Source organism: Chroococcidiopsis cubana SAG 39.79 (assembly GCF_003991895.1).
In the GTDB taxonomy this organism is placed as follows: Bacteria; Cyanobacteriota; Cyanobacteriia; order Cyanobacteriales; family Chroococcidiopsidaceae; genus Chroococcidiopsis; species Chroococcidiopsis thermalis.
In genome coordinates, this window is the sequence record NZ_RSCK01000063.1 from 3,116 (window position 1) to 21,845 (window position 18,730).

Sequence of the window (18,730 nt, forward strand, 5' to 3'; positions counted from 1 at the left end):
CCTCCCACAACTGCTTGGCAAAGATCGCCGCACATTCGCTCTAAGATGGAAGTGCGTAGGAGAAATGACTGGAGAGGTTTAGGCTGATGCTCCAGCACCTCTTCAACTAGGTAGTCCAGAATGTAATGCCGATCGCCTGTTAACGATGCAATAAATGACGAAATGTCTTTGACAGCGCGCATGATAGCGCCGCCAGTTGCAATCCTGCAATCCATCCCTCCGTCCGTACCTGAATTGCTACTACCTGTTCCTGAGATAGAGATAGTTGCATTGACTGGTTGATGAATGCAGTCGTCTCTGCTAGGGTGAAGCATAAATCTGCTGCTCCCAGTTGCGTTAACTGGTTGCGAACGCGCCATCGCGCTAGTGGTAGGGGTGGATCGACGCGACTAGCGATCGCCAAGTGTAGTTGGGATGGCAAACGACCGAGCAAAAAGGTCATAGCCTCATGAATTGGACGAGCGGCGATCGCTTGATAATCGTCCAAAACTAAAATCCGCTCGTCCGAAAGACTAGTAATTTCGTTAATGAGCGGGATCAAAAAAGACTCGAACGATGGGGATTCGAGCGATCGCAGCATGGAGAGCGTTGTGGCTCCAATATTGGGGTGGGATTGTTGTAAAGCAGCAACAAAATAAGTCCAGAAGCGGATCGGATCGTTATCCCCTTCATCTAGCGATAACCAACTGCTAGGTAGATTAGTTTGACGCAACCACTCGCTCAGTAGGGTGGTTTTACCAGAACCAGCCGGAGCCGAAATTAGGATTAACTTGCCTTCCAAACTACAATTCAACCGTTCGAGCAGGCGATCGCGCCGTACCAGAGAAGCTCTAACTGGTGGAATGTGGAATTTTGTCAATAACAGGGGATTAGTCATCGATGATGCCCCTCAACTCTAATTCACGCTGCTTGGCTAACGCATTACTACCAAATCAACCACTGAGATTTAACTCAAGACTAGCAAATAAAGGCTTTAGAAGGTTACTAGGCAAACTCCTTTACTTTATAAGGGATAAGCGCTGCTCATCAGCGATACCAGAGTAATGCACGAGCCAACTTATTGTTTAGAAATCGACCGGCAAAGTACCTCATTACATTGGTTTCGAGCTTCTATATCTGACATGAGAAAGTTGACGATTGACGAACCAAATTGTCGGAGGCGGTATCAGCATCCACATCAATAGTGGCACTAGTCCAGTACCGAAGAAGGGGAGCGTTGGCATAGAATTGGCATATGTCCATACACCCAGAGGTCCAGTTGCTAGGGCTTCAAAAATAACTGTAATAACAACTCCTACAAATGTAAAAATACCGACGTTCCAGCGGCTTAGTTGATGAAACCATTGACGCGATTTTGATATAGCTGCAACTACCCAAAAAGAGGTAAGTGAGATTCCAACATCCCCTAGTGTAGCGAGAGTGCAATTTCTAGTGATCTCAAAGCAGGAAAGTTCAGATGGAACTCGATAAAACAGCATTTGCTGAATTTCCCAAAAGAAAGACAACAAAAATGAGAATACACTCACATTCCATTCGGGCGAATCCAGCCAACCAAAGAAGTGCATGGCGTTTTGACGATTTGACATACGACAATTTAAGTAAGTCCTTAAGACAATTTTTCAATCATCAACTGTATAGTTGCTTGCTCAAAATCATAGAGCTATGTTGAATTCTCTAGTCGGCTGGAGAATCAAGCGATCGTAAAATTGCCTCACAATTAGAATTCAAGCTATGCTCGGCTATCAACCTATCTTTTTAAAGATTGTCGCTCGAAAAATATTTCATTCCTCTTGACTCTCCAGTTAGCGAGAGAATCCAGAATAAGAATAGTAGCAGGAAAAAATTTTAATGCGTTTGTGATGGAAATTATGGCAACTCGTAAGATTGAAATTTTTGTAGCCGACTGCCCTCTTTGCAACGAGACAGTCCGATTGGTGCAAGAACTGACTTGTTCTAGTTGTGAGGTGTCAATATATGACCTGCGAGAGGGACAGACACATCCAACGTACCTGGCAAAAGCCCAGAAATATGGGGTTCAGGCAGTTCCCGCGCTGGCGCTCGATGGAAAACTGGTTTTGACTGGCAAGCCAAATCAAGAGCAACTACAAGCTATTGGTGTAGGTCAGCCTCTAAGTTGAAATTGGCGGTGTAGATTACCAGTACTTTCGGGCTAACTTTCCAGCAATTGTTAGCTCACAAATCATTGGTGTAGCAACCAAAAGGACTTGAAGTTGTATGGGAGTTTTCCGCAACTCTTTTCGCAGTTGGTCATTCAACAATCATCCAAAATCCACATGACTAAAACCACAGTTCGCGAACAATACGATCGAATGGCAGCGAAATACGATCGCCGCTGGAACAGCTATATTACCAACACGCTGTCAATTCTTCAAACCTGGGCGCAGATTTCTTCCCAGGACAAAGTGCTGGATATTGGTTGTGGAACGGGAGAATTTGAACGGCTGGTACTGACCCAGCAGCCGACGCAAGAGATAATGGGAGTAGACATTTCCGAAAAGATGCTGGCGATCGCCCGCCAAAAACTTCACACCTACCCCAACGTTTCGTTTCATACTGCGCCTGCGTCAGCACTACCATTTGCCGATCGCAGCTTTGATGTCGTTGTATCTGCCAGTTATACCGCTTTGACTAATTGTTAATAACGTAAACAAAAAGCTATCTGTCAACCTCCAGCATTAAGCTATCTGGAATTTGCTGATGAGATAGTCGGCTCAGTTTTAGTTACCACTTTTAGGTTTCCGTCAAGAGAGTACGGTAATCCGTACTACTCGAGTAATACACATACAGTAGGAACAATGGCTAAGATTCTATAAATTCCATATATAGCGGTCAAGCTTCAATGTGTACGCTATATATGGAATATTCTTGCTCAAGCACCCAGTTCAACGAATATGGATTCCTCTTATCCCTTGTCTACTTCAGGATCGCAGGTATTTAAAGTCCTATCAATAGATGGAGGGGGAATTAAAGGGTTGTATTCGTCCAGAATTTTAGAACATTTTGAGGACAGATTTAATTGTCGAATCGTGGATCATTTTGACCTCATTTGCGGCACTTCAACAGGTGGTTTAATTGCACTGGGGTTGTCACTTCATATACCTGTCGGGTTAATCAGCAATTTATATTATAGGCGGGGTAAGTATATCTTTCCGCAACGCAATGGTTTTCTAAGTTCGCTCCAACAATTTTTTCTACGAAGTAAGTATGACAACAGTGAATTGAGGAAGGCATTAGAAGAGATGTTCGGAGAGAGAACTCTTGCGGACTCTTACTGTTTACTTTGTATTCCTGCGTTTTCTTTAACTGATGGCAGACCTTTCATTTTTAAGTTCGATCATAATGAAGGTAATTTCTGTAGGGATAATAGAACAAAATATGTTGACATAGCTCTTGCAACAAGTGCTGCACCTGCTTATTTACCGATTGTTACTATCGATACTTACGATCAAAAACAGTTTATTGATGGTGGGATTTATGCAAACAATCCAACACTAATTGGCGTGGTAGAGGCACTTCGATATTTCATCGGTAATAAAAAGAGGTTCCAGAAGTTAATGGTGATGTCTATTGGTTCTCTAGAGCCGAATCCTGGTAGACGGTTCTTTAAAAAATATCACCGTTCGGTTGTCGATTGGAATAAGGACTTGATCGCTACGTTTTTTGAGGGACAGGCACATCTTACAGGTTACTTCGTGGAAACTCTAGCACAGCATTGCGATTCTCCATTTGATTATGTGCGTATTCCTGGTGTCCCTTTATCTCCAGAACAAGCACGAATTATTAATCTAGATAATACTTCGTGCGAAGCATTGAACTTGATGTTTCAAATGGGCAAAGACCAAGCTCTTTTGTGGGGAAGAAAACCAGAGATTACCGAATTTTTCAAAGAGCGCAAGCAGTACATTATTAGATAGTAGTATGGCAAACTGTCATAATTTATTTTTAGATTTGAACAGTGCTATTGCTTTAAGCTCTAGTCGAAAAAAGATATTGCGCGCGTCCCGTGATGCTGTTCGTGAAAAAATTAGAAATTATTTTCGAGATAAGAAAAACGGTTTTTCTCCAAAGTTTCATGGTCAGGGTTCATTTATAATGAACACTATTATTGAACCTCTTGATGGAGAATTTGATATTGATGATGGTATCTATTTCAAAGTAGAAGCAGAGCCGAATCAAAGTATTTCTACCTTTCACAGTTGGATTTCTGAAGCTGTAAATGGGCATACAAAACAAGAACCTATTGGCAAGCAAACCTGTGTAAGACTTGTCTATGCCAGACATTATCACCTCGATCTTCCCATTTACTATATCATTGAGGGACAGACTCCACGCCTAGCTCATAAAAATAAGGGATGGATTGAAAGCGATCCTAGAGAATTTATTAAGTGGTTTAATGAAAAAGCCAGCGATAATGGTCAGCTTAAGCGAATTGTACGTTATTTAAAGGCTTGGAGTGATTACAGAAAAGGTGATTTACCAAGTGGACTCATTTTCTCAATCCTAGCTACCAATAATATTATTTATGATGAATATGATGATGTTTCTCTCTACAAGACTTTGGTCAACATCAAGAGTAGCCTGACACTAAATTTTGCATGTTACCGACCTACAACTCCTGTAGATGAAAACTTATTGGAGACTTGTAGTAATACAAATAAAGGATATCTTTTAACTCAACTTGATAGTTTCATTAAATCTGCTGAGCAAGCCTTGGATGACAATACATCCTTGGAGAATGCTTGTAAGGCATGGCAACGTCATTTTGGTAATGATAGATTTGTTTTCGATTCTTACAAAGAATTAACCGCTAGCTGTTTGAGTGAATCTTCTACATCTAATACAAGACAAGATAAGAATATCCTTACAAACTGCGACGACACCGAAGAGTTTATTGAGAATTATTTTCCAATCCATCTTCAATATAATTTGAAAGTAGATTGCCGAGTTTCACAAGATGGTTTTATGACTCGCTTATTGCGTGAATTTTTACTCAAAAGACTTCCCTTACTTCCGGGGAAAAAGCTAGAATTCTTTATTGCTGATTGCGATGTCCCAAAACCATTTTCAGTTAAATGGAAAGTTCGTAATGTCGAAGAGGAAGCAGTAAGAAGAAATTGTATCAGAGGACAAATCCTGAGCGATGGTGGAAACCATCAAAGGCTCGAACACAGCGATTTCCACGGAGCGCATTTTGTAGAATGTTACATCATCAAAAACAATGTGTGTGTGGCACGCTCTAGAATTGATGTTCCTATTAATCATTCGATTTGATATATGTCGCTGATAATTACAAATACTCTTTTGTCTTATTCTCTCTTGCAAATACAAACTTTCGAGCTAATTTATCTAGGCTGAGCATTACAGCGGTATAACATAAACGCCCATGCACCAGACCGCCAGAGGATATCTGTTTGCATTCGAGATAACTGCGGCGGGTGATGGGCAACGTTCTTTTCACTATTTTGAAGACCCTGTGGCAGTATTAGTAGAAATAAAGCGGGTTTTGCAGCCTCACTGTAGAGTAGTAATTCTAGATTGGTGCAAAGATTATCTGCTGTGTCGGCTCTGCGATTTGGCATTGAAATTTATTGACCCAGCCTATCAGCAATGTTACACCGAAGCAGAGTTTCATCACTTGCTGGAGCTAGCAGGTTTTGACATTCACCGTGCTACAAAATTCCGCTTTAATGTCGTTTGGGGAATGATGGTAGCGACAGCTACGATTCATAATTAGCTCGAACTCTATACAACATTCACCCAAAAATCAGCCGTGACGATTTTACCATTGCGGTTAAATTGACCCCAAAGCTTATACTGTCCTGAGCGAGGAAAGCGAGTGGCAAAATGCACTTGTCCAGGGGGTGTATCTTTGAGTGCATGAGCGTGGACGTAATCGTTCGATGTGAGAGGGGATGACTGTCTCAGGATAACCAAATGTCCCTTTTCTCCTAAGTAAGGTTGCAAATCTGCAATCGGCTTGTTGTTGGCTGCATCCTGTAGATCGAACACCAAAGTGACTTCTTCACCTGCTTTAACTGTTGCTTCAAACAGTTCCAAATTGACTTTTGTATCGGCAAACGTTTTCGTGCGACTCACGTCCATTTTTACAGCAGGTGGGCGATCTCCAGAAACTCTTGTTTTCAGCACTGAAACTCGTTCCTGTTGTCCCGTCGGTTTATAGTCGCTGAAGAACGTATAGCTTCCAGGTTTGGGAAAACGAGCTTCCACCTCAAAGCGTCCATTGCTTTTGTAAACAGGATGTAAGTGTGCGAACGACTGTAGATCGTCGCTGACCATAATCAAGTGCATCAGTTCTTCTTGGAACGTATCAAAATTGGCGATCGCGTTTCCATTGGAGTCTCGAATTTCAATCGCTAATTCAACGGAGGTATTGGGAGCGATCTTGTCTGGAGTTGTCAGTTTGGCTTTGGTAGCAGTTTTCTTCTCTCCGTCATTAGCACGATCCATCCCGTGTCCTTCATGGTTCACGTTTGCTTGTGCATGCTCGTTATGCTCGGTTGTACTACTCGCCATTGTTTCTTGAATGTTCGATGATGACGAGCAGCTTTGAACGAATAATAAGGTAGTTGCTATGGTAAACGCGATCGCTAAACGATTCATAAACTTTCTCCTATTTTCCAGCAGTCAATTAATCCTAAATTCTCCTGTAGGCTAGAGAGTCAAGGATTTTTCTCATAATTTCAGCAATTAAGCCCGATTATTGTCTGAATACGCAGCTTTTCGGGAACGAGATAACTGCAAGCGAACAGAACCGATCGCGATATATAAAATCGGTACGACAAACAAACTCAAAAATGTCGCAACTAGCATTCCTCCGAAAACTGCCGTACCGAGCGATTGACGACTGGCTGAACTCGCCCCCGTAGCAACCACCAACGGGTAAGTTCCGAGTAGTGTTGAAATAGCGGTCATCAAAATCGGTCGCAAGCGTTCTTGAGAAGCTTGCACGGCTGCTTTGGTAACTGAAAGTCCCTGCTCGTGCAGTTGATTGGCAAATTCCACGATTAAAATGGCATTCTTACTTGCCAAGCCAATCAGCATGACTAACCCAACTTGGCAGTAAATATCGTTGTACAAGCCGCGCATTGACTGAGCGAGCAATGCCCCTAAGATTGCCAAAGGCACGGATAACATGATGGTCAAGGGATCGATGAAGTTATTGTACTGAGCAGCCAATACCAAAAAGACAAAGAGCAGACCAAAAGCAAAAACGATCGGAGCTTGACCGCCTGACTCGATCTCTTCTAAAGAAATTCCCGACCATTCGTAACCCATACTTGCTGGTAGTATCTCAGCAGCTAGTTTTTCCATTGCTTGAATAGCTTGACCGGAACTAAAGCCAGGAGCTGACGCACCATTGATTTCAATCGAGCGCAATCGGTTGTAGTGATTAATTGTTTGCGGTCCCGTAGTAGACGTAACGTTGACGAGATTGCTCAGGGGAATCATTTCGCCCGTTTGCGATCGCACGTACAGTTGACCGATATTCTTGGGGTTAGACCGAAACGGCGTATCTGCCTGGACGTAAACTCGGTAAGTCTGTCGAAATGCTTCAAAGTCATTAACGTAGCGCGAACCGATAAAAATTTGTAGCGTACTATAGATCTCGTCTACAGGCACTTGTAAAGCTTTAGCTTTGTCGCGATCGACTTGAACGAGTAACTGCGGGGCATTAGCGGTATAAGTACTGAATACCCTTTGCAATTCTGGTGTCTGGTTAGCCCGCTCTAACAACTTACCCATCGTTTGTACGAGGGTATCGATCTCGTTGTTATTACTCCGATCTTGCAACTGAAAGACAAAACCGCCTATACTACCCAAACCTTGAATCGCCGGAGGATTTACGGGAAGTACAGTTGCTTCCAAAATCGCAGAAAGGGGTTGTTGCACTTGAGCGATCGCCGCTTGAGCGGATTGGTGAGGTTGTTGGCGATCGCCCCAAGGCTTGAGCGGTGTTAAAATCAAACCTTGATTAGCAGTGTTACCCGTAAAGCTAAAACCGCCCAAGGCAAATGTTCCAGCAACTGCAGGATTTTTCAGCAGTATAGTTTCAGCTTGCTCGATAACTTGGCTGGTGTAATTAAGTGAAGTGCCATCCGGTCCCTGAATTAGGTTGATAAAATAGCCTTGGTCTTCATCGGGAAGAAAGGCTTGCGGCGTGCGAAGGTAAAGCCAAGCCGTAAGAAATAAAGATGCAACGAACGCCGCAATTAGGATCGCTTTTATGCGTGTTAGGAGGTGGAGCGTCTGCTGGTATCTTCGGCCCAACCAGTCTAGAAACCGATCGAACCGAGTAAAAATCCAGCCTAAGATCCCTGGATATCTCGGTTCCTGGCGTAACAGCAAGGCAGAAAGGGCAGGCGTAAGCGTTAAAGCATTGAAGGTGGAAACGCCGATCGCAAAGGCAATAGTGAGGGCAAACTGTTGGTAGAGCTGTCCGGTAGAGCCTGGAAAGAAAGCAACCGGAACAAATACTGCCATGAGTACGAGCGAAGTTGCAATTACAGCTCCAAATAGCTCGTGCATTGCCTCAGATGCAGCTCGAAGCGGACTTAGCCCTTTTTCTTTCATCATACGAGCAATATCTTCGACAATGACAATGGCATCATCCACTACCATTCCAGTTGCCAGAATGATGCCAAACAACGTCAGGCTGTTGATGGAGAAATTGAATGCTTTAACGAATGCAAAAGTGCCGATTAAAGAAACTGGAATTGCGATCGCGGTAATCAGGCTAGCACGCCAATCTTGTAAGAACACGAAAATCACCAGGACGACAAGAGCGATCGCTTGCCACAAAGTATTCACTACCTCCTGACGCGACTCTTCGACAAATAGAGTTGCATCATAAGGAATTTCATAGACAATACCTGGGGGAAAATCCTTTGCCAGTCGCGCCAACTCAGCTTTAACTCCATCAGCAACAGTCAAAGCATTACTGCCAGGAAGCTGAAAGATTTGATAGCCCACTGCCTGACGATTGCTATAGCTAGCTGTAGAGCTGTAATCTTCGGCTCCTAATTCTGCTCTGCCCACATCCTTGAGCTTGACCAGCGTACCATCTGCACCTGTTTTCAACACCAAATTCTCAAACTCGGTTGCTTCTTTCAGCCGACCCTGAGCCTGTACGTCAATTTGATATAGCTGCTCGTTAGGGGCAGGTGGTTGCCCAATACGTCCGACTCCCAACTGGATGTTCTGCTCGTTGAGCGCATCTACCACGTCTTGGGTAGTCAAGCCTCGGCTTGCCATCTGAGGTGGGTTCAGCCACAGTCGCATGGCATAGCGGCGCTCGCCAAACCGAGCAACATTACTCACGCCTTCAACTCTTTCTAGACTATCGAGGACGTAGAGATCCATGTAGTTGCTGATGAAGTTCTCGTCGTATTTGTCTGACTCTTGGCTGTAAACTGCAATGCCCAAAATGGCTGCACTCGATTGCTTGCTGACGGAGACTCCCGTTTGTTGTACCACTTGAGGTAATCGCGGTTCGGCTACAGAGACTCGGTTGAGAACGTTTACCAGTGCGGTATCGGGATTGTATCCTAATCTAAACGTAACGGTGACTTTGCTAGTACCGTCGTTGCTGCTGGTTGAAGCCATGTATCTCATGCCCTCAACGCCGTTAATTTCCCGTTCCAATACATTTGTTACTGTTTCTTCTACGACTGTGGCACTTGCCCCAACGTAGTTTGCCCTCACGACGATTTGCGTTGGGCTGATGTTGGGAAACTGCGCTACAGGTAATGTGGGGATGCTAATCAGCCCCACTAGCAAGATGATGAGGGCGCAGACAATAGCGAAGACGGGTCGCTTGATGAAGAAATCGACGAACATGGTTTACATCTCGATGAATCAGGGCGATCGCGGCTAGTAAAGTGGGGCTTCCGAGTTTGACGAGCTGCCTATCATAGCGTCCTACAGACCAAATTCTTGCTTCAGTCGATCCACCCAGGTTTTGATGCGCTTGTCTGTTAAGTCTGATTGATTATCTTCATCCAATGCCAGACCGACGAACTTACCATCTCGTAAGGCTTTAGAATCAGTAAATTCATAACCATCTGTAGACCAATAACCAACTGTTTCGCCACCTTGTTCTGTAATTTTTTCTTCGAGCATACCCATTGCATCTTGGAAAGTATCGGGATAGCCTATTTGGTCGCCTTCACCAAAATATGCAACTTTTTTACCACTGAAATCAATGCTATCTAATTCGTCAAAAAAGTTTTCCCAATCGCTTTGTAGCTCACCAACATTCCAGGTTGGGCAACCGATGATGATGTAGTTATAGCTTTCAAAATCACTCTTTTCAGCCTTGGAAATGTCATTTAAGTCAACAACACTATTTCCACCAAACTCTTTCTGAATTATTTCTGCTGCTGTTTGCGTGTTGCTAGTTTGAGTTCCAAAAAATAAACTAATCTTAGCCATTTCTTTTCCTCATTAGAACTAAAACTAATTTAAATTCTCTAGCCAACTGGAGAGTCAAGGGGTAAACCAAAAAAGATCTAACTGGTGATGAAGATTTGAAGCATGAAATAGTTAGTGCTTGATTGAAAGAAGCACTAAATATAAAAGCTATATTTACAAAGGTGTTAGTGGTAAACTTAGAAGCGGCTGATAACTGAGCGTCAAACCGCGTTTATTGCTGTTTCAGCACGATTTTTCAGGTTGACATATCAATAATCTGGCAGAGCGATCGCCAGTGAAATCAAGAAGAGCGAGAATATATCTAAAACTTTTGAAATACTAAGTTTTGGAGTATTTCATAACTCAAACTATACTAAGCTTTGGTGGCAAACTAGTGAAACAAGAAAATCTGATAGGGGTTTTCGTAGTAACAGAACAAATTTCGTCGCTAAGCCTATACGCTTGTCAGGTTCGTTTTGAGAATTCGTAGAAGGTGATGCAGATACCTGCCGAGTCTAGGATTGCAAACTCTCTTGTTCCCCAAGACTTCATCTCAAGCTTGCCATTGGGATGAATCATCTCGCCGCCCTTTGCCTGAAGCTCCTCATAAAGTCGATCGACGTGTTCGACGTGGATGCGAAACGTAGTCCATTCTGCCAGGTGCCGATCGTCGTTCTTTTGAAGGAATATTTCTGCCGAGTCACGTTTGACAATAGCCATTGTCACGGGATCGCCTTCTTTATGGATTGTTATGAAGCCAAGCTGGTCTTCATAGAAAGCTATCGCCTTTTCCATATCATTACCCGCCGGAATAATCGGGCTAATGTTTCCTAGTCGAGGTGACTTGCTCATAATTTCACGCTCGATGGCGTTTTTGCAGTAAAACAATAAACTTCATTAAGACAAAAGCGATCTGTTTAGACTTCTAATAATACTCCTTATCAGTAGCTAAGACCCCAAAATACTTCTGATAATACGCTTTGTAGCATTCATTTGGAAGATGTAAGGACTTCCGATCGCAAGAAGCAATCGCATACTCCACTTACTTTTCAGTCTTAACGTCGTTTTTTGGGAGGTGTTTTAGAAGTGTTGATACAAAATTAAATCAACAAGCCAAACTCATATCGATTAATGAATAGTCCAATCACAATGTCGTGCATAATGCTTGTCTTAGAAAAACAAATCGTTTTCCGTGCCAAGCGTTTAATTCGAGTCCGGAGGTTTAAATGTTTGTTTTCTATCTTTTGTGTATTTCGTTTACCAATCTCATGCTTTGAGCCATCTAGATGACGTTCATATGCTCCCCAATCATCAGTGTAGAAGCGGCTAATTCCAAAAGGTAATAACAATGCTTTCAACTGAAGAAAAACTTCATCCTTACGAGTGCCGAAGACGTAAGCTAAGACCTTTCCGCTTGTACGCTCTATCGCGTGCCACAACCACCTCTGATTAACTTTTTTCCCAACAAAACTCCACATCTCATCTAGCTCAGATTCTCTCTCTAGCTCTGTCTGCTCTGGTTTCACCAGGCAAATATCTACTGCGGCTGACGAACAATTCAGTTGCTTTAATACTGATAAATTCACTTGTTGTAATTGCGGTTTCTTTTTTTTAATTCTTTAATAACAGTGCTGGTACTAATATGCAATACTCGTGCTGTATCTCGAATGCCACTTCCATTGAGTGCCATGTCTACAATCTGTTCTTTTGTTTTTCTGGATTTACCCTGATAAACATAGTCTAAAATGAATGTTCGACCACCACAAGGTTTTTCTCGACATTGGTAGCGTTGCTTTCCTTGAGGAGTCTTACCATTCTTCACAATGTCTACTCCCTGACAGTAAGGACAATGCAGTACTTGTGTAATCATGTCTACTTTCGATACAGTCGATGCTGCTATTTTTCCTAGTAGATGTTAGTCTATCAACAATTCTACAACATCTCCTGGGAGACTTTAGTTGCTACTCACTTCCCGATGACTTCAACGAGACATCATGGTAGTTTTGAGAAAAACGATCATGACAGATCAGCGTAGAGGCAGCCATACCGTAACTCGATTGACCGTCCATCTTGTGTGGGTAACAAAGTATCGATATCCAGTGCTCAAGGGAGAGATCCAGAAACGTTGTCGGGAACTGATTATACAGATCTGTGATGCGGAGGATGTGCAGATCCTGAAGGGAGTGGTGAGTAAAGATCATGTGCATATGCATGTGGAGTATCCACCATCAAAGAGTATTAGTGATTTGATCCGGCCTCTCTTGGGTCGCACGTCGCGATTGCTCCTTCCAAGAATATCCAGAATTGCAAAAACGATATTGGGGGAAGCACTTTTGGGCAATTGGGTATGGGGCATGGAGTACGGGGAATCTGACGGAGGAGCTAGTGCAGGAGTATCTAGAACATCATCGGAATCCCTCGAATCAGGAACATGATAATTTCTTACTGGAATGAGTTAACTCGGGCTTTCAGCCCTCGAGGAACCTATGCACTTTCAGTGCATAGTGGTTTAGTTCCATATGAGAACCTGTAGATATAAGAATAATGAGTAACGGGTGTTAGTAAGACGAAGACTATTAACTTAATTACCACTTTTGTATGACTAATACACGTTCTAAAAGCATTACTAATAAAAAAGCTATTGCTCTACTGGTAGCTACTACTATAGTCATTGTATTACTACCAGGATTAACCGATCGCCTTGCCAGTTTCTTTTCTGCTCCTACCTTAAGAACCACCAATATTGTCACCCTACCCAAGCTAAAGCAAGCCGTTCAAATCTACGGCAAGCCAGAACAGCTAGGTAACGGAGTCATTCGCTCCTTTGTCACGCTTGATGGTAAGAAAAATCCCTCCACAATTCAATACCTTCGCCAAAACAAGGGGATGAAGAGAGAGGGCTGATGTAGTAGAGTTATTGTCTTCCACAACGAGAACTCAAAAACTACAAACAGCCCATGTACGAGATACTAGCACTGTTGCAATGCCTACTACCACAAATAAAAGTGACAACGATGCGGCAAATGAACCAGATTATCATAGCAATGCTGGCAATGAGCGGCAGAGTCACCATGTTAGTGGGACTTTGTAGAAAAGTAAGAAAAAATAGAGATACAATACAGTCACCGAGGTAGTTTTACGTTAGTCTCAACAGGAGCAGCGTAAATGAAAGATCAAGTAAGTGCAGCGATGCCAGCATGTTTTGATAACTGGTGTCGTCGGTTCGACGATATATTTTCTCGCCAAAAGCAGAGGCAAGCGTTCCGAATTTATCTAGGGGGACTACTAGGAGAGAGCGAACGTAAGAATCTTAGCCAACTTGCTAGCAATACAGTAGATGGTTCCTACAACAGCTTGCGACATTTCTTAAATGAGTCTACGAGCGGATGTAGAGAAGCTGAACCAGCGTCGGTTGCAAGTGATGCAATCTTGTCGTCAAACTAATCCTAGCCGAGGGTTTACCCTGATTGTAGATGACTCAGGACATCGCAAAAGTGGAGACAATACTGATGGAGTTGGAAGGCAGTACATTGGTGAAATTGGCAAGACTGACAATGGGATTGTGCTTCTGACAACGCACTTGTATGACGGAGTCAGACGCTTACCGTTGGATGTAGCGTTATATCAGCACGCCAGCTCACTGGCAGGCGGTAAAGAAGACCCAAACTTTGTCAAAAAGCCAGATTTGGCAATGCAATTGATTGACACTTGCTTGAAGCGCGGCTTGAAACCAGGCGTGACTTTGATTGATGCGGGCTACGGTAACAATACACCTTTCATCAAACAATTAGAGGCGAGAAGACTGACCTACATTGCAGCCATTGCCAAAAACCGTCAAGTGACCTGCCAACTGGCGGCTGATGAGCGTCCCCGCAAGCATGGCTTGCAGGAGGTAGGTCAAAACTTAGCTCCGTCGTGCTTCACGAGAGTGGAACTCAGCATCGACAAGCCGCGCACAGTTTGGGTAGCAACACTATCTGTTCATGTACCCAAGTTGGAGGGAGCGCGAACGCTGGCAATTCAACTGAATGCTGCCACTTGGGAACAAGCAACCGAAATCGATTACTTTTTGACAAATGCGCCTGAGCAATTCTTGAGTCCAGCTTGGGTAGCAACTACTTACTCACAACGTAATTGGATAGAGGTGTTCTATCGAGAAGCCAAAGGCTGGCTGGGTTTGAGTGAGTATCAGGTCCGAGACGCAATCAGCATGAAGCGGCACTGGATTTTGGTCTTTACCGCCTACACCTTTATCCTTTGGCATCAGTTAACTGGCGGGTTTCGCAGGCGTTGGGCTACCAAACCTTTGCAAACGTTCACAGAAGCTTTGACGGCATTCCGCACCGCAGTAGAGTTTCGTCTGGTGCGATGGCTGATGACTCATTTCGATGTATTTGCCGCTCATAGAGCTAAATCTGGCTTCATTTGGGCATAGAAAACTTTAAAGTCCCATTAGGAATCTCTCGTTGGGCAGGCGTTGGTGGTAGTTACCGGACGATGTTGAGGTTCTTTCATACAGTCATACCTTGGGCGACGTTGTTTTGGTTGTTTTTTCGCTTCTCTTTTATTTCGTGCGAATGAGGTATATTTGCTGGCAGGAGATGAAGTTGTAGTCAGTAAGGCAGGTAAAAAAACTTATGGGTTGGATAGATTTTTTTCCAGCCTAGTAAGTCAACCGATATCAGGGCTATCTTTTTTTACATTATCGCTAGTAAGTGTTCAACAAAGGCACTCATTTCCGATTCAGATAGAACAGGTGATAAAGAGTGATGTAGAAAAAAGTATCCCGTTGCCAAGCCGAGAAGTAAAACCTAAAGAGAAACGTCAGCGTGGACGACCCAAAGGAAGTAAGAATCAGAATAAAACCCAGGTAGTTCTCACAGATGAATTACTACGAATTCAGCAGATGATTAACTCCCTGTTCAAGTTATTAGCTGGATTTATTCCCCTGACATACTTGGGATTAGATGGTCATTTTGGTAACAATAATGCCTTACAGATGGCAAGACAAGTTAACTTGCACATCATCTCCAAATTGCGCCAAGATTCAGCATTATATATCCCCGCTCAAAAGCCTGAATCCCAGGGTCGCTCTCGTCGTAAATACGGTGACAAGCTAGACTATCGTAATTTACCTGACAAATATTTATGTAAAACTACCATTCAAGATGAGATTCAAAGTCAGATTTATCAAGCTACCCTTCTTCACAAAGAATTTGCCCAGGCTCTCAATGTAGTAAGTGTGGTCAAAACTCATCTTAAGACTAATACTCGTAGCCATGTAGTTCTATTTTCTAGTGACCTAGAATTGTCATTTGAGAAAATCATCGACTATTACAAACTTCGTTTCCAAATCGAGTTTAATTTTCGTGATGCCAAGCAGTTTTGGGGGCTGGAAGATTTTATGAACTTAAGCCAAACTGCTGTGACTAATGCTGCTAATAAGCGCCTTCTTTATGGTGAATTTATCTCATCATCTTCTCTCTGATTTCCGTCACCACAATCCCAACTCCGGCATCATTGACCTGAAAGCTTATTATCGAGGCTTTCAATATGTTCGTGAAATGTTAAAAATGCTTCCCGAAAAGCCTGAGCCTATTTTATTAGCTCAAATTTTTGCCAAGCTCACTTCTTTGGGACGTATTCATCCCCTTTCCACGAGCGTTGAACCCTCGTAAATTGGCAAAGGTATTGCAATTGGCATTACTTTTACTAAGGAAGCACTGTCGAATCTACCAGCAACACCCCGCGAGTACGAGCTTTCGCTACCGCCAGAAGCTTCTGCTTCAGCGTTCCGCTATGTTGTCATCACTTGGAATCCGCAAGGGCATCAACCGCTTGACATATACAATCCTCCTCATTTTGACTTTCACTTCTACTCGTGCGTATTTTCACAACTTCGGCACCCGATTCTTAACAACTTCGGCACCTAAATCCCACTCAACTTCGGCACCGGATTCTCATCTACTTCGGCAGGTCTAAATACAGCGTATCGGATCATGAATAGAATCACAAACAATTTGTAGAAAAGACTCGTGAATTGGATTGTCAGCGCTCATCACAAGTGAGATGGCATCCGAACATGATTGCCAATCAAATTACAATTATGTTCGTGAATGATCAACCAAGGGTCACAGAGTCTCAATTGACAAAGCGGTTTCCGTTCAGGCTGACTCTACGAGTCGAGTTGGGGCGAAACTTTACTAGTCAGTTTCCGCATTGACTCCCCTTTAAGCACTAACCTCAGCGAGTCATGCACAATCCGGTCAAGGATGGCATCGGCAAGAGTGGGATCTTGAATCTGCTGATGCCACTGATTCACAGGCAGTTGAGTGGTAAAAATACAAGAGGCATTGCGATAGCGCCCGTCGAGCAAGTCCAACAGATCGCGTGCCTGCTCTGGCGACAATGGGTCGCGCAGCCAGTCATCCAGAATCAGTAGCGAAAAGGACGCTAATTGTCGTTGCCATTTCTGAAAAGACCCATCGGCTTTTGCCAGTTTCAACTCCAGGATCAAGTCGGCACATCGGAAATAGCGAACCGTGTGACCGCGTTGACAGCACTGGTCTGCGAGCACCGATGCCAAAAAGGTTTTGCCCACCCCAGTTGGACCAACTAGGATCAAATTCAGGTGCTCGGTGAGCCATTGTCCCTGCGCGAGTTCCAGGAACTTTGACTTGGACAATCCGCGAGGCACGGTGAAATCAATGTCTGCAAGACTAGCGGTGGTGCCCAGATGAGCTTGTTTGAGTCGTCGTTGCAGTCGTTGCTGGGCGCGTCGGAGTTGTTCGCGCTCCACCAACAGTGCGAAGCGTTCCTCAAAGGTGAGGTCGTGATAGGTGGGACTTACCTGAATGGCACTAAGATAAGGTGAAATCCTTTGCAAGATAGGGGTTTGGGCAGAATGACTGGCTCATTGGAGTTAAGAAATTAAGAGCAGCATTGGACAAGCAGCTTCAGTAGATCGACAAGTTTAACTAGGCAGCGGTAAAAAAATGGCTCGAATCACAGGAAACTGGCGCTCTATGGCATGGGATAAGAACCCTAGCATCGTCTTGAGGGGAAATAAGTCCCGATAGACCAGGCAAACTCCGGGTTGGCGACGACTAACAAATTGCCACAGCAAATGCACCCATAGATTAACCAACACAAACGCCAAGGCGACAAATAATAGGCGGACGACAGGATTTTTGGTGGTCGTGCGAATGCGACAAGAATTCTTGACTCGATAGCTGGTTTCAATGCCAAAGCGGCAGCGGTAATCTTGATGCAGCGTGGATAGAGACACTGTTGTGCCGTGAATGACGTAGAGCAAGTGCCCAATGCCATGTCGTCCGCGTTGACCGCGTTGGTAGCGACAGACGATGCCCATATTGCACTCCACCATTCCGTAGGAGCCACACAAGTTGTAATGGGTGAAATAACTCTTGCGTCCCTTGAGTAATTGGCGGGTGCCACCGTGCTTGCCGCGAACGATCGCTGGCATGACAAATGGCAAGTTGAGCGCCAGGAGCCAACGAATCACAGGCACACTAAAGAAGCCGCGATCCAGGTATAACCGCTTGAGACGTAGGCGCAGGGGAGCCAGGGCAGCAAGCAGATAGGTCAGGGTTGCTAAAGAGCGTTTCTTGGCGGTGCACTGCATGAATCGCTAAGGTAACGCGCTGGTTGCGGGCAATCACATAAACGGTTGCGTAGGCGAAGAACGAGGTAGTGCCCGATTTGGCTTGAGAGCGATAGATGTAAGGCAATTCGGCTGCGGTGGGTGTGCCATAGTAGGGGATTAGGTGCAAGTCTATCGCCAACCGCTGTTTACCTTTGGCAATACGTGGCGGAATTCGGCTTTGTAGCGTCTGATTCAGTTGGGCTTCCAGCCCACTCATATCCTTGAGTTTATCTAGGTGGTAGCGAATTGTATTGCCACTGGGTACACCCGTTAATTGTTGCGTCGTGTGTTCGATGCTGTCCTGTTGGCTTGCCGCTCGAATCAGGACTTGAAATAGCATCTGCGGCGTACAGTCCCCTTGCGTCGGTACCGTCAGATGCTCTAGCAAACACTCCATAGTGACACTCAAGGTGGCTTCATCGGTCAGTACAGGCGCATCCGATAATGAGGTTGGGGATGATAGAGTCATGGCACTATTTCAATTCACACTTGCCTGACTCTACCCCTTTCCTAGAGAATTTTCGATCTACTGAGCTTGGTTGTTGGCACAACGATGATGCAGGTAACTGCTAAAAAATTATTCTGAATGTAGAAAAAGCTTCCAACTCCGAT

14 protein-coding genes and 6 pseudogenes are annotated in these 18,730 nt (G+C 44.1%); 10 read left to right on the plus strand and 10 right to left on the minus strand.

The window, feature by feature from the left end; genetic code table 11:
• From DSM107010_RS40930 to DSM107010_RS26255, 3 genes are all read right to left on the minus strand, one after another.
• Nucleotides 1-182: winged helix-turn-helix domain-containing protein (locus tag DSM107010_RS40930; protein ID WP_158631864.1), on the minus strand; the 182-nt coding region annotated here is incomplete at its 3' end.
• Complete coding sequence (locus DSM107010_RS26250; protein WP_127024277.1) at nucleotides 140-877, minus strand: MalT transcriptional regulator family protein; 738 nt, start codon at nucleotides 875-877, stop codon at nucleotides 140-142. The genes DSM107010_RS26250 and DSM107010_RS40930, both read right to left, overlap by 43 nt.
• 214 nt (nucleotides 878-1,091) lie before the next feature.
• Nucleotides 1,092-1,586 carry a hypothetical protein gene (locus DSM107010_RS26255; RefSeq protein WP_127024280.1) on the minus strand — a complete coding sequence of 165 codons (495 nt, stop codon included), beginning with the start codon at nucleotides 1,584-1,586 and terminating at the stop codon, nucleotides 1,092-1,094.
• 282 nt (nucleotides 1,587-1,868) lie between these two features.
• On the opposite strand from DSM107010_RS26255, the gene DSM107010_RS26260 reads away from it, so the two are divergent.
• The 5 genes and pseudogenes from DSM107010_RS26260 to DSM107010_RS26280 form a co-directional block, all read left to right on the plus strand.
• Nucleotides 1,869-2,138, plus strand: coding sequence for a thioredoxin family protein (locus DSM107010_RS26260; protein WP_106170114.1), 270 nt, complete (start codon nucleotides 1,869-1,871; stop codon nucleotides 2,136-2,138).
• A 156-nt stretch (nucleotides 2,139-2,294) separates the two neighbouring features.
• Nucleotides 2,295-2,636 (plus strand): annotated as a pseudogene (locus tag DSM107010_RS26265) (class I SAM-dependent methyltransferase); the annotation flags it as partial.
• 276 nt (nucleotides 2,637-2,912) lie between these two features.
• Entirely contained in the window at nucleotides 2,913-3,935 is a 1,023-nt protein-coding gene (locus DSM107010_RS26270; protein WP_106170109.1) for a CBASS cGAMP-activated phospholipase, read from the plus strand.
• 4 nt (nucleotides 3,936-3,939) lie between these two features.
• Nucleotides 3,940-5,292 (plus strand): nucleotide-binding domain-containing protein, encoded by a 1,353-nt coding sequence (locus tag DSM107010_RS26275; protein ID WP_106170111.1) that lies wholly within the window; start codon nucleotides 3,940-3,942, stop codon nucleotides 5,290-5,292.
• Between the two features lie 178 nt (nucleotides 5,293-5,470).
• Nucleotides 5,471-5,755 (plus strand): annotated as a pseudogene (locus tag DSM107010_RS26280) (methyltransferase type 11); the annotation flags it as partial.
• An 8-nt stretch (nucleotides 5,756-5,763) separates the two neighbouring features.
• Here the strand turns inward: DSM107010_RS26280 and DSM107010_RS26285 are convergent.
• The 5 genes from DSM107010_RS26285 to DSM107010_RS43130 all read right to left on the minus strand — a co-directional run bounded on the left by DSM107010_RS26285 (nucleotide 5,764) and on the right by DSM107010_RS43130 (nucleotide 12,322).
• Nucleotides 5,764-6,642 carry a hypothetical protein gene (locus tag DSM107010_RS26285; protein WP_127024283.1) on the minus strand — a complete coding sequence of 293 codons (879 nt, stop codon included), beginning with the start codon at nucleotides 6,640-6,642 and terminating at the stop codon, nucleotides 5,764-5,766.
• An 87-nt stretch (nucleotides 6,643-6,729) separates the two neighbouring features.
• Nucleotides 6,730-9,879, minus strand: coding sequence for an efflux RND transporter permease subunit (locus DSM107010_RS26290; RefSeq protein ID WP_127024286.1), 3,150 nt, complete (start codon nucleotides 9,877-9,879; stop codon nucleotides 6,730-6,732).
• A gap of 81 nt (nucleotides 9,880-9,960) precedes the next feature.
• The gene (fldA, locus tag DSM107010_RS26295; RefSeq protein ID WP_106171637.1) at nucleotides 9,961-10,473 is read right to left on the minus strand and encodes a flavodoxin FldA; all 513 of its coding nucleotides are present in this window, start codon (nucleotides 10,471-10,473) and stop codon (nucleotides 9,961-9,963) included.
• A 444-nt stretch (nucleotides 10,474-10,917) separates the two neighbouring features.
• The gene (locus tag DSM107010_RS26300; RefSeq protein WP_127024291.1) at nucleotides 10,918-11,304 is read right to left on the minus strand and encodes a VOC family protein; all 387 of its coding nucleotides are present in this window, start codon (nucleotides 11,302-11,304) and stop codon (nucleotides 10,918-10,920) included.
• Nucleotides 11,305-11,552: 248 nt separating this feature from the next.
• A protein-coding gene (locus DSM107010_RS43130) for an IS1 family transposase (protein ID WP_422387898.1) occupies nucleotides 11,553-12,322 on the minus strand; the annotation gives its coding sequence in 2 pieces (ribosomal slippage) (nucleotides 11,553-12,052 and nucleotides 12,052-12,322; 771 coding nt in all).
• Nucleotides 12,323-12,470: 148 nt separating this feature from the next.
• Between DSM107010_RS43130 and tnpA the strand changes: the two are divergent.
• The 5 genes and pseudogenes from tnpA (at nucleotide 12,471) to DSM107010_RS26330 (ending at nucleotide 16,385) form a co-directional block, all read left to right on the plus strand.
• Nucleotides 12,471-12,906, plus strand: a pseudogene (tnpA, locus tag DSM107010_RS26310) (IS200/IS605 family transposase).
• A gap of 144 nt (nucleotides 12,907-13,050) precedes the next feature.
• On the plus strand, nucleotides 13,051-13,356 hold the full coding sequence (locus tag DSM107010_RS26315; RefSeq protein WP_181246536.1) for a hypothetical protein: 306 nt from the start codon (nucleotides 13,051-13,053) through the stop codon (nucleotides 13,354-13,356).
• A 261-nt stretch (nucleotides 13,357-13,617) separates the two neighbouring features.
• A pseudogene (locus tag DSM107010_RS26320) lies at nucleotides 13,618-14,887 on the plus strand (IS701 family transposase).
• 17 nt (nucleotides 14,888-14,904) lie between these two features.
• A pseudogene (locus tag DSM107010_RS26325) lies at nucleotides 14,905-16,130 on the plus strand (transposase); the annotation flags it as partial.
• Nucleotides 16,131-16,142: 12 nt separating this feature from the next.
• Entirely contained in the window at nucleotides 16,143-16,385 is a 243-nt protein-coding gene (locus DSM107010_RS26330; protein ID WP_258183985.1) for a DUF5602 domain-containing protein, read from the plus strand.
• A 242-nt stretch (nucleotides 16,386-16,627) separates the two neighbouring features.
• Here the strand turns inward: DSM107010_RS26330 and istB are convergent, their stop codons facing one another.
• Nucleotides 16,628-17,341, minus strand: a complete 714-nt coding sequence (gene istB, locus DSM107010_RS26335) for an IS21-like element helper ATPase IstB (RefSeq protein WP_373425495.1) — start codon at nucleotides 17,339-17,341, stop codon at nucleotides 16,628-16,630.
• Between the two features lie 84 nt (nucleotides 17,342-17,425).
• Nucleotides 17,426-18,587: pseudogene (locus tag DSM107010_RS43135) on the minus strand (ISH3 family transposase).
• Nucleotides 18,588-18,730: the final 143 nt, after the last annotated feature.

Bases quoted from the DNA above. Each gene is read 5' to 3' on its own strand.
- DSM107010_RS26250 (WP_127024277.1), bottom strand. From the start codon at position 877: ATGACTAATCCCCTGTTATTGACAAAATTCCACATTCCACCAGTTAGA.
- DSM107010_RS26255 (WP_127024280.1), bottom strand. From the start codon at position 1,586: ATGTCAAATCGTCAAAACGCCATGCACTTCTTTGGTTGGCTGGATTCG.
- DSM107010_RS26260 (WP_106170114.1), top strand. From the start codon at position 1,869: ATGGCAACTCGTAAGATTGAAATTTTTGTAGCCGACTGCCCTCTTTGC.
- DSM107010_RS26270 (WP_106170109.1), top strand. From the start codon at position 2,913: ATGGATTCCTCTTATCCCTTGTCTACTTCAGGATCGCAGGTATTTAAA.
- DSM107010_RS26275 (WP_106170111.1), top strand. From the start codon at position 3,940: ATGGCAAACTGTCATAATTTATTTTTAGATTTGAACAGTGCTATTGCT.
- DSM107010_RS26285 (WP_127024283.1), bottom strand. From the start codon at position 6,642: ATGAATCGTTTAGCGATCGCGTTTACCATAGCAACTACCTTATTATTC.
- DSM107010_RS26290 (WP_127024286.1), bottom strand. From the start codon at position 9,879: ATGTTCGTCGATTTCTTCATCAAGCGACCCGTCTTCGCTATTGTCTGC.
- fldA (WP_106171637.1), bottom strand. From the start codon at position 10,473: ATGGCTAAGATTAGTTTATTTTTTGGAACTCAAACTAGCAACACGCAA.
- DSM107010_RS26300 (WP_127024291.1), bottom strand. From the start codon at position 11,304: ATGAGCAAGTCACCTCGACTAGGAAACATTAGCCCGATTATTCCGGCG.
- DSM107010_RS26315 (WP_181246536.1), top strand. From the start codon at position 13,051: ATGACTAATACACGTTCTAAAAGCATTACTAATAAAAAAGCTATTGCT.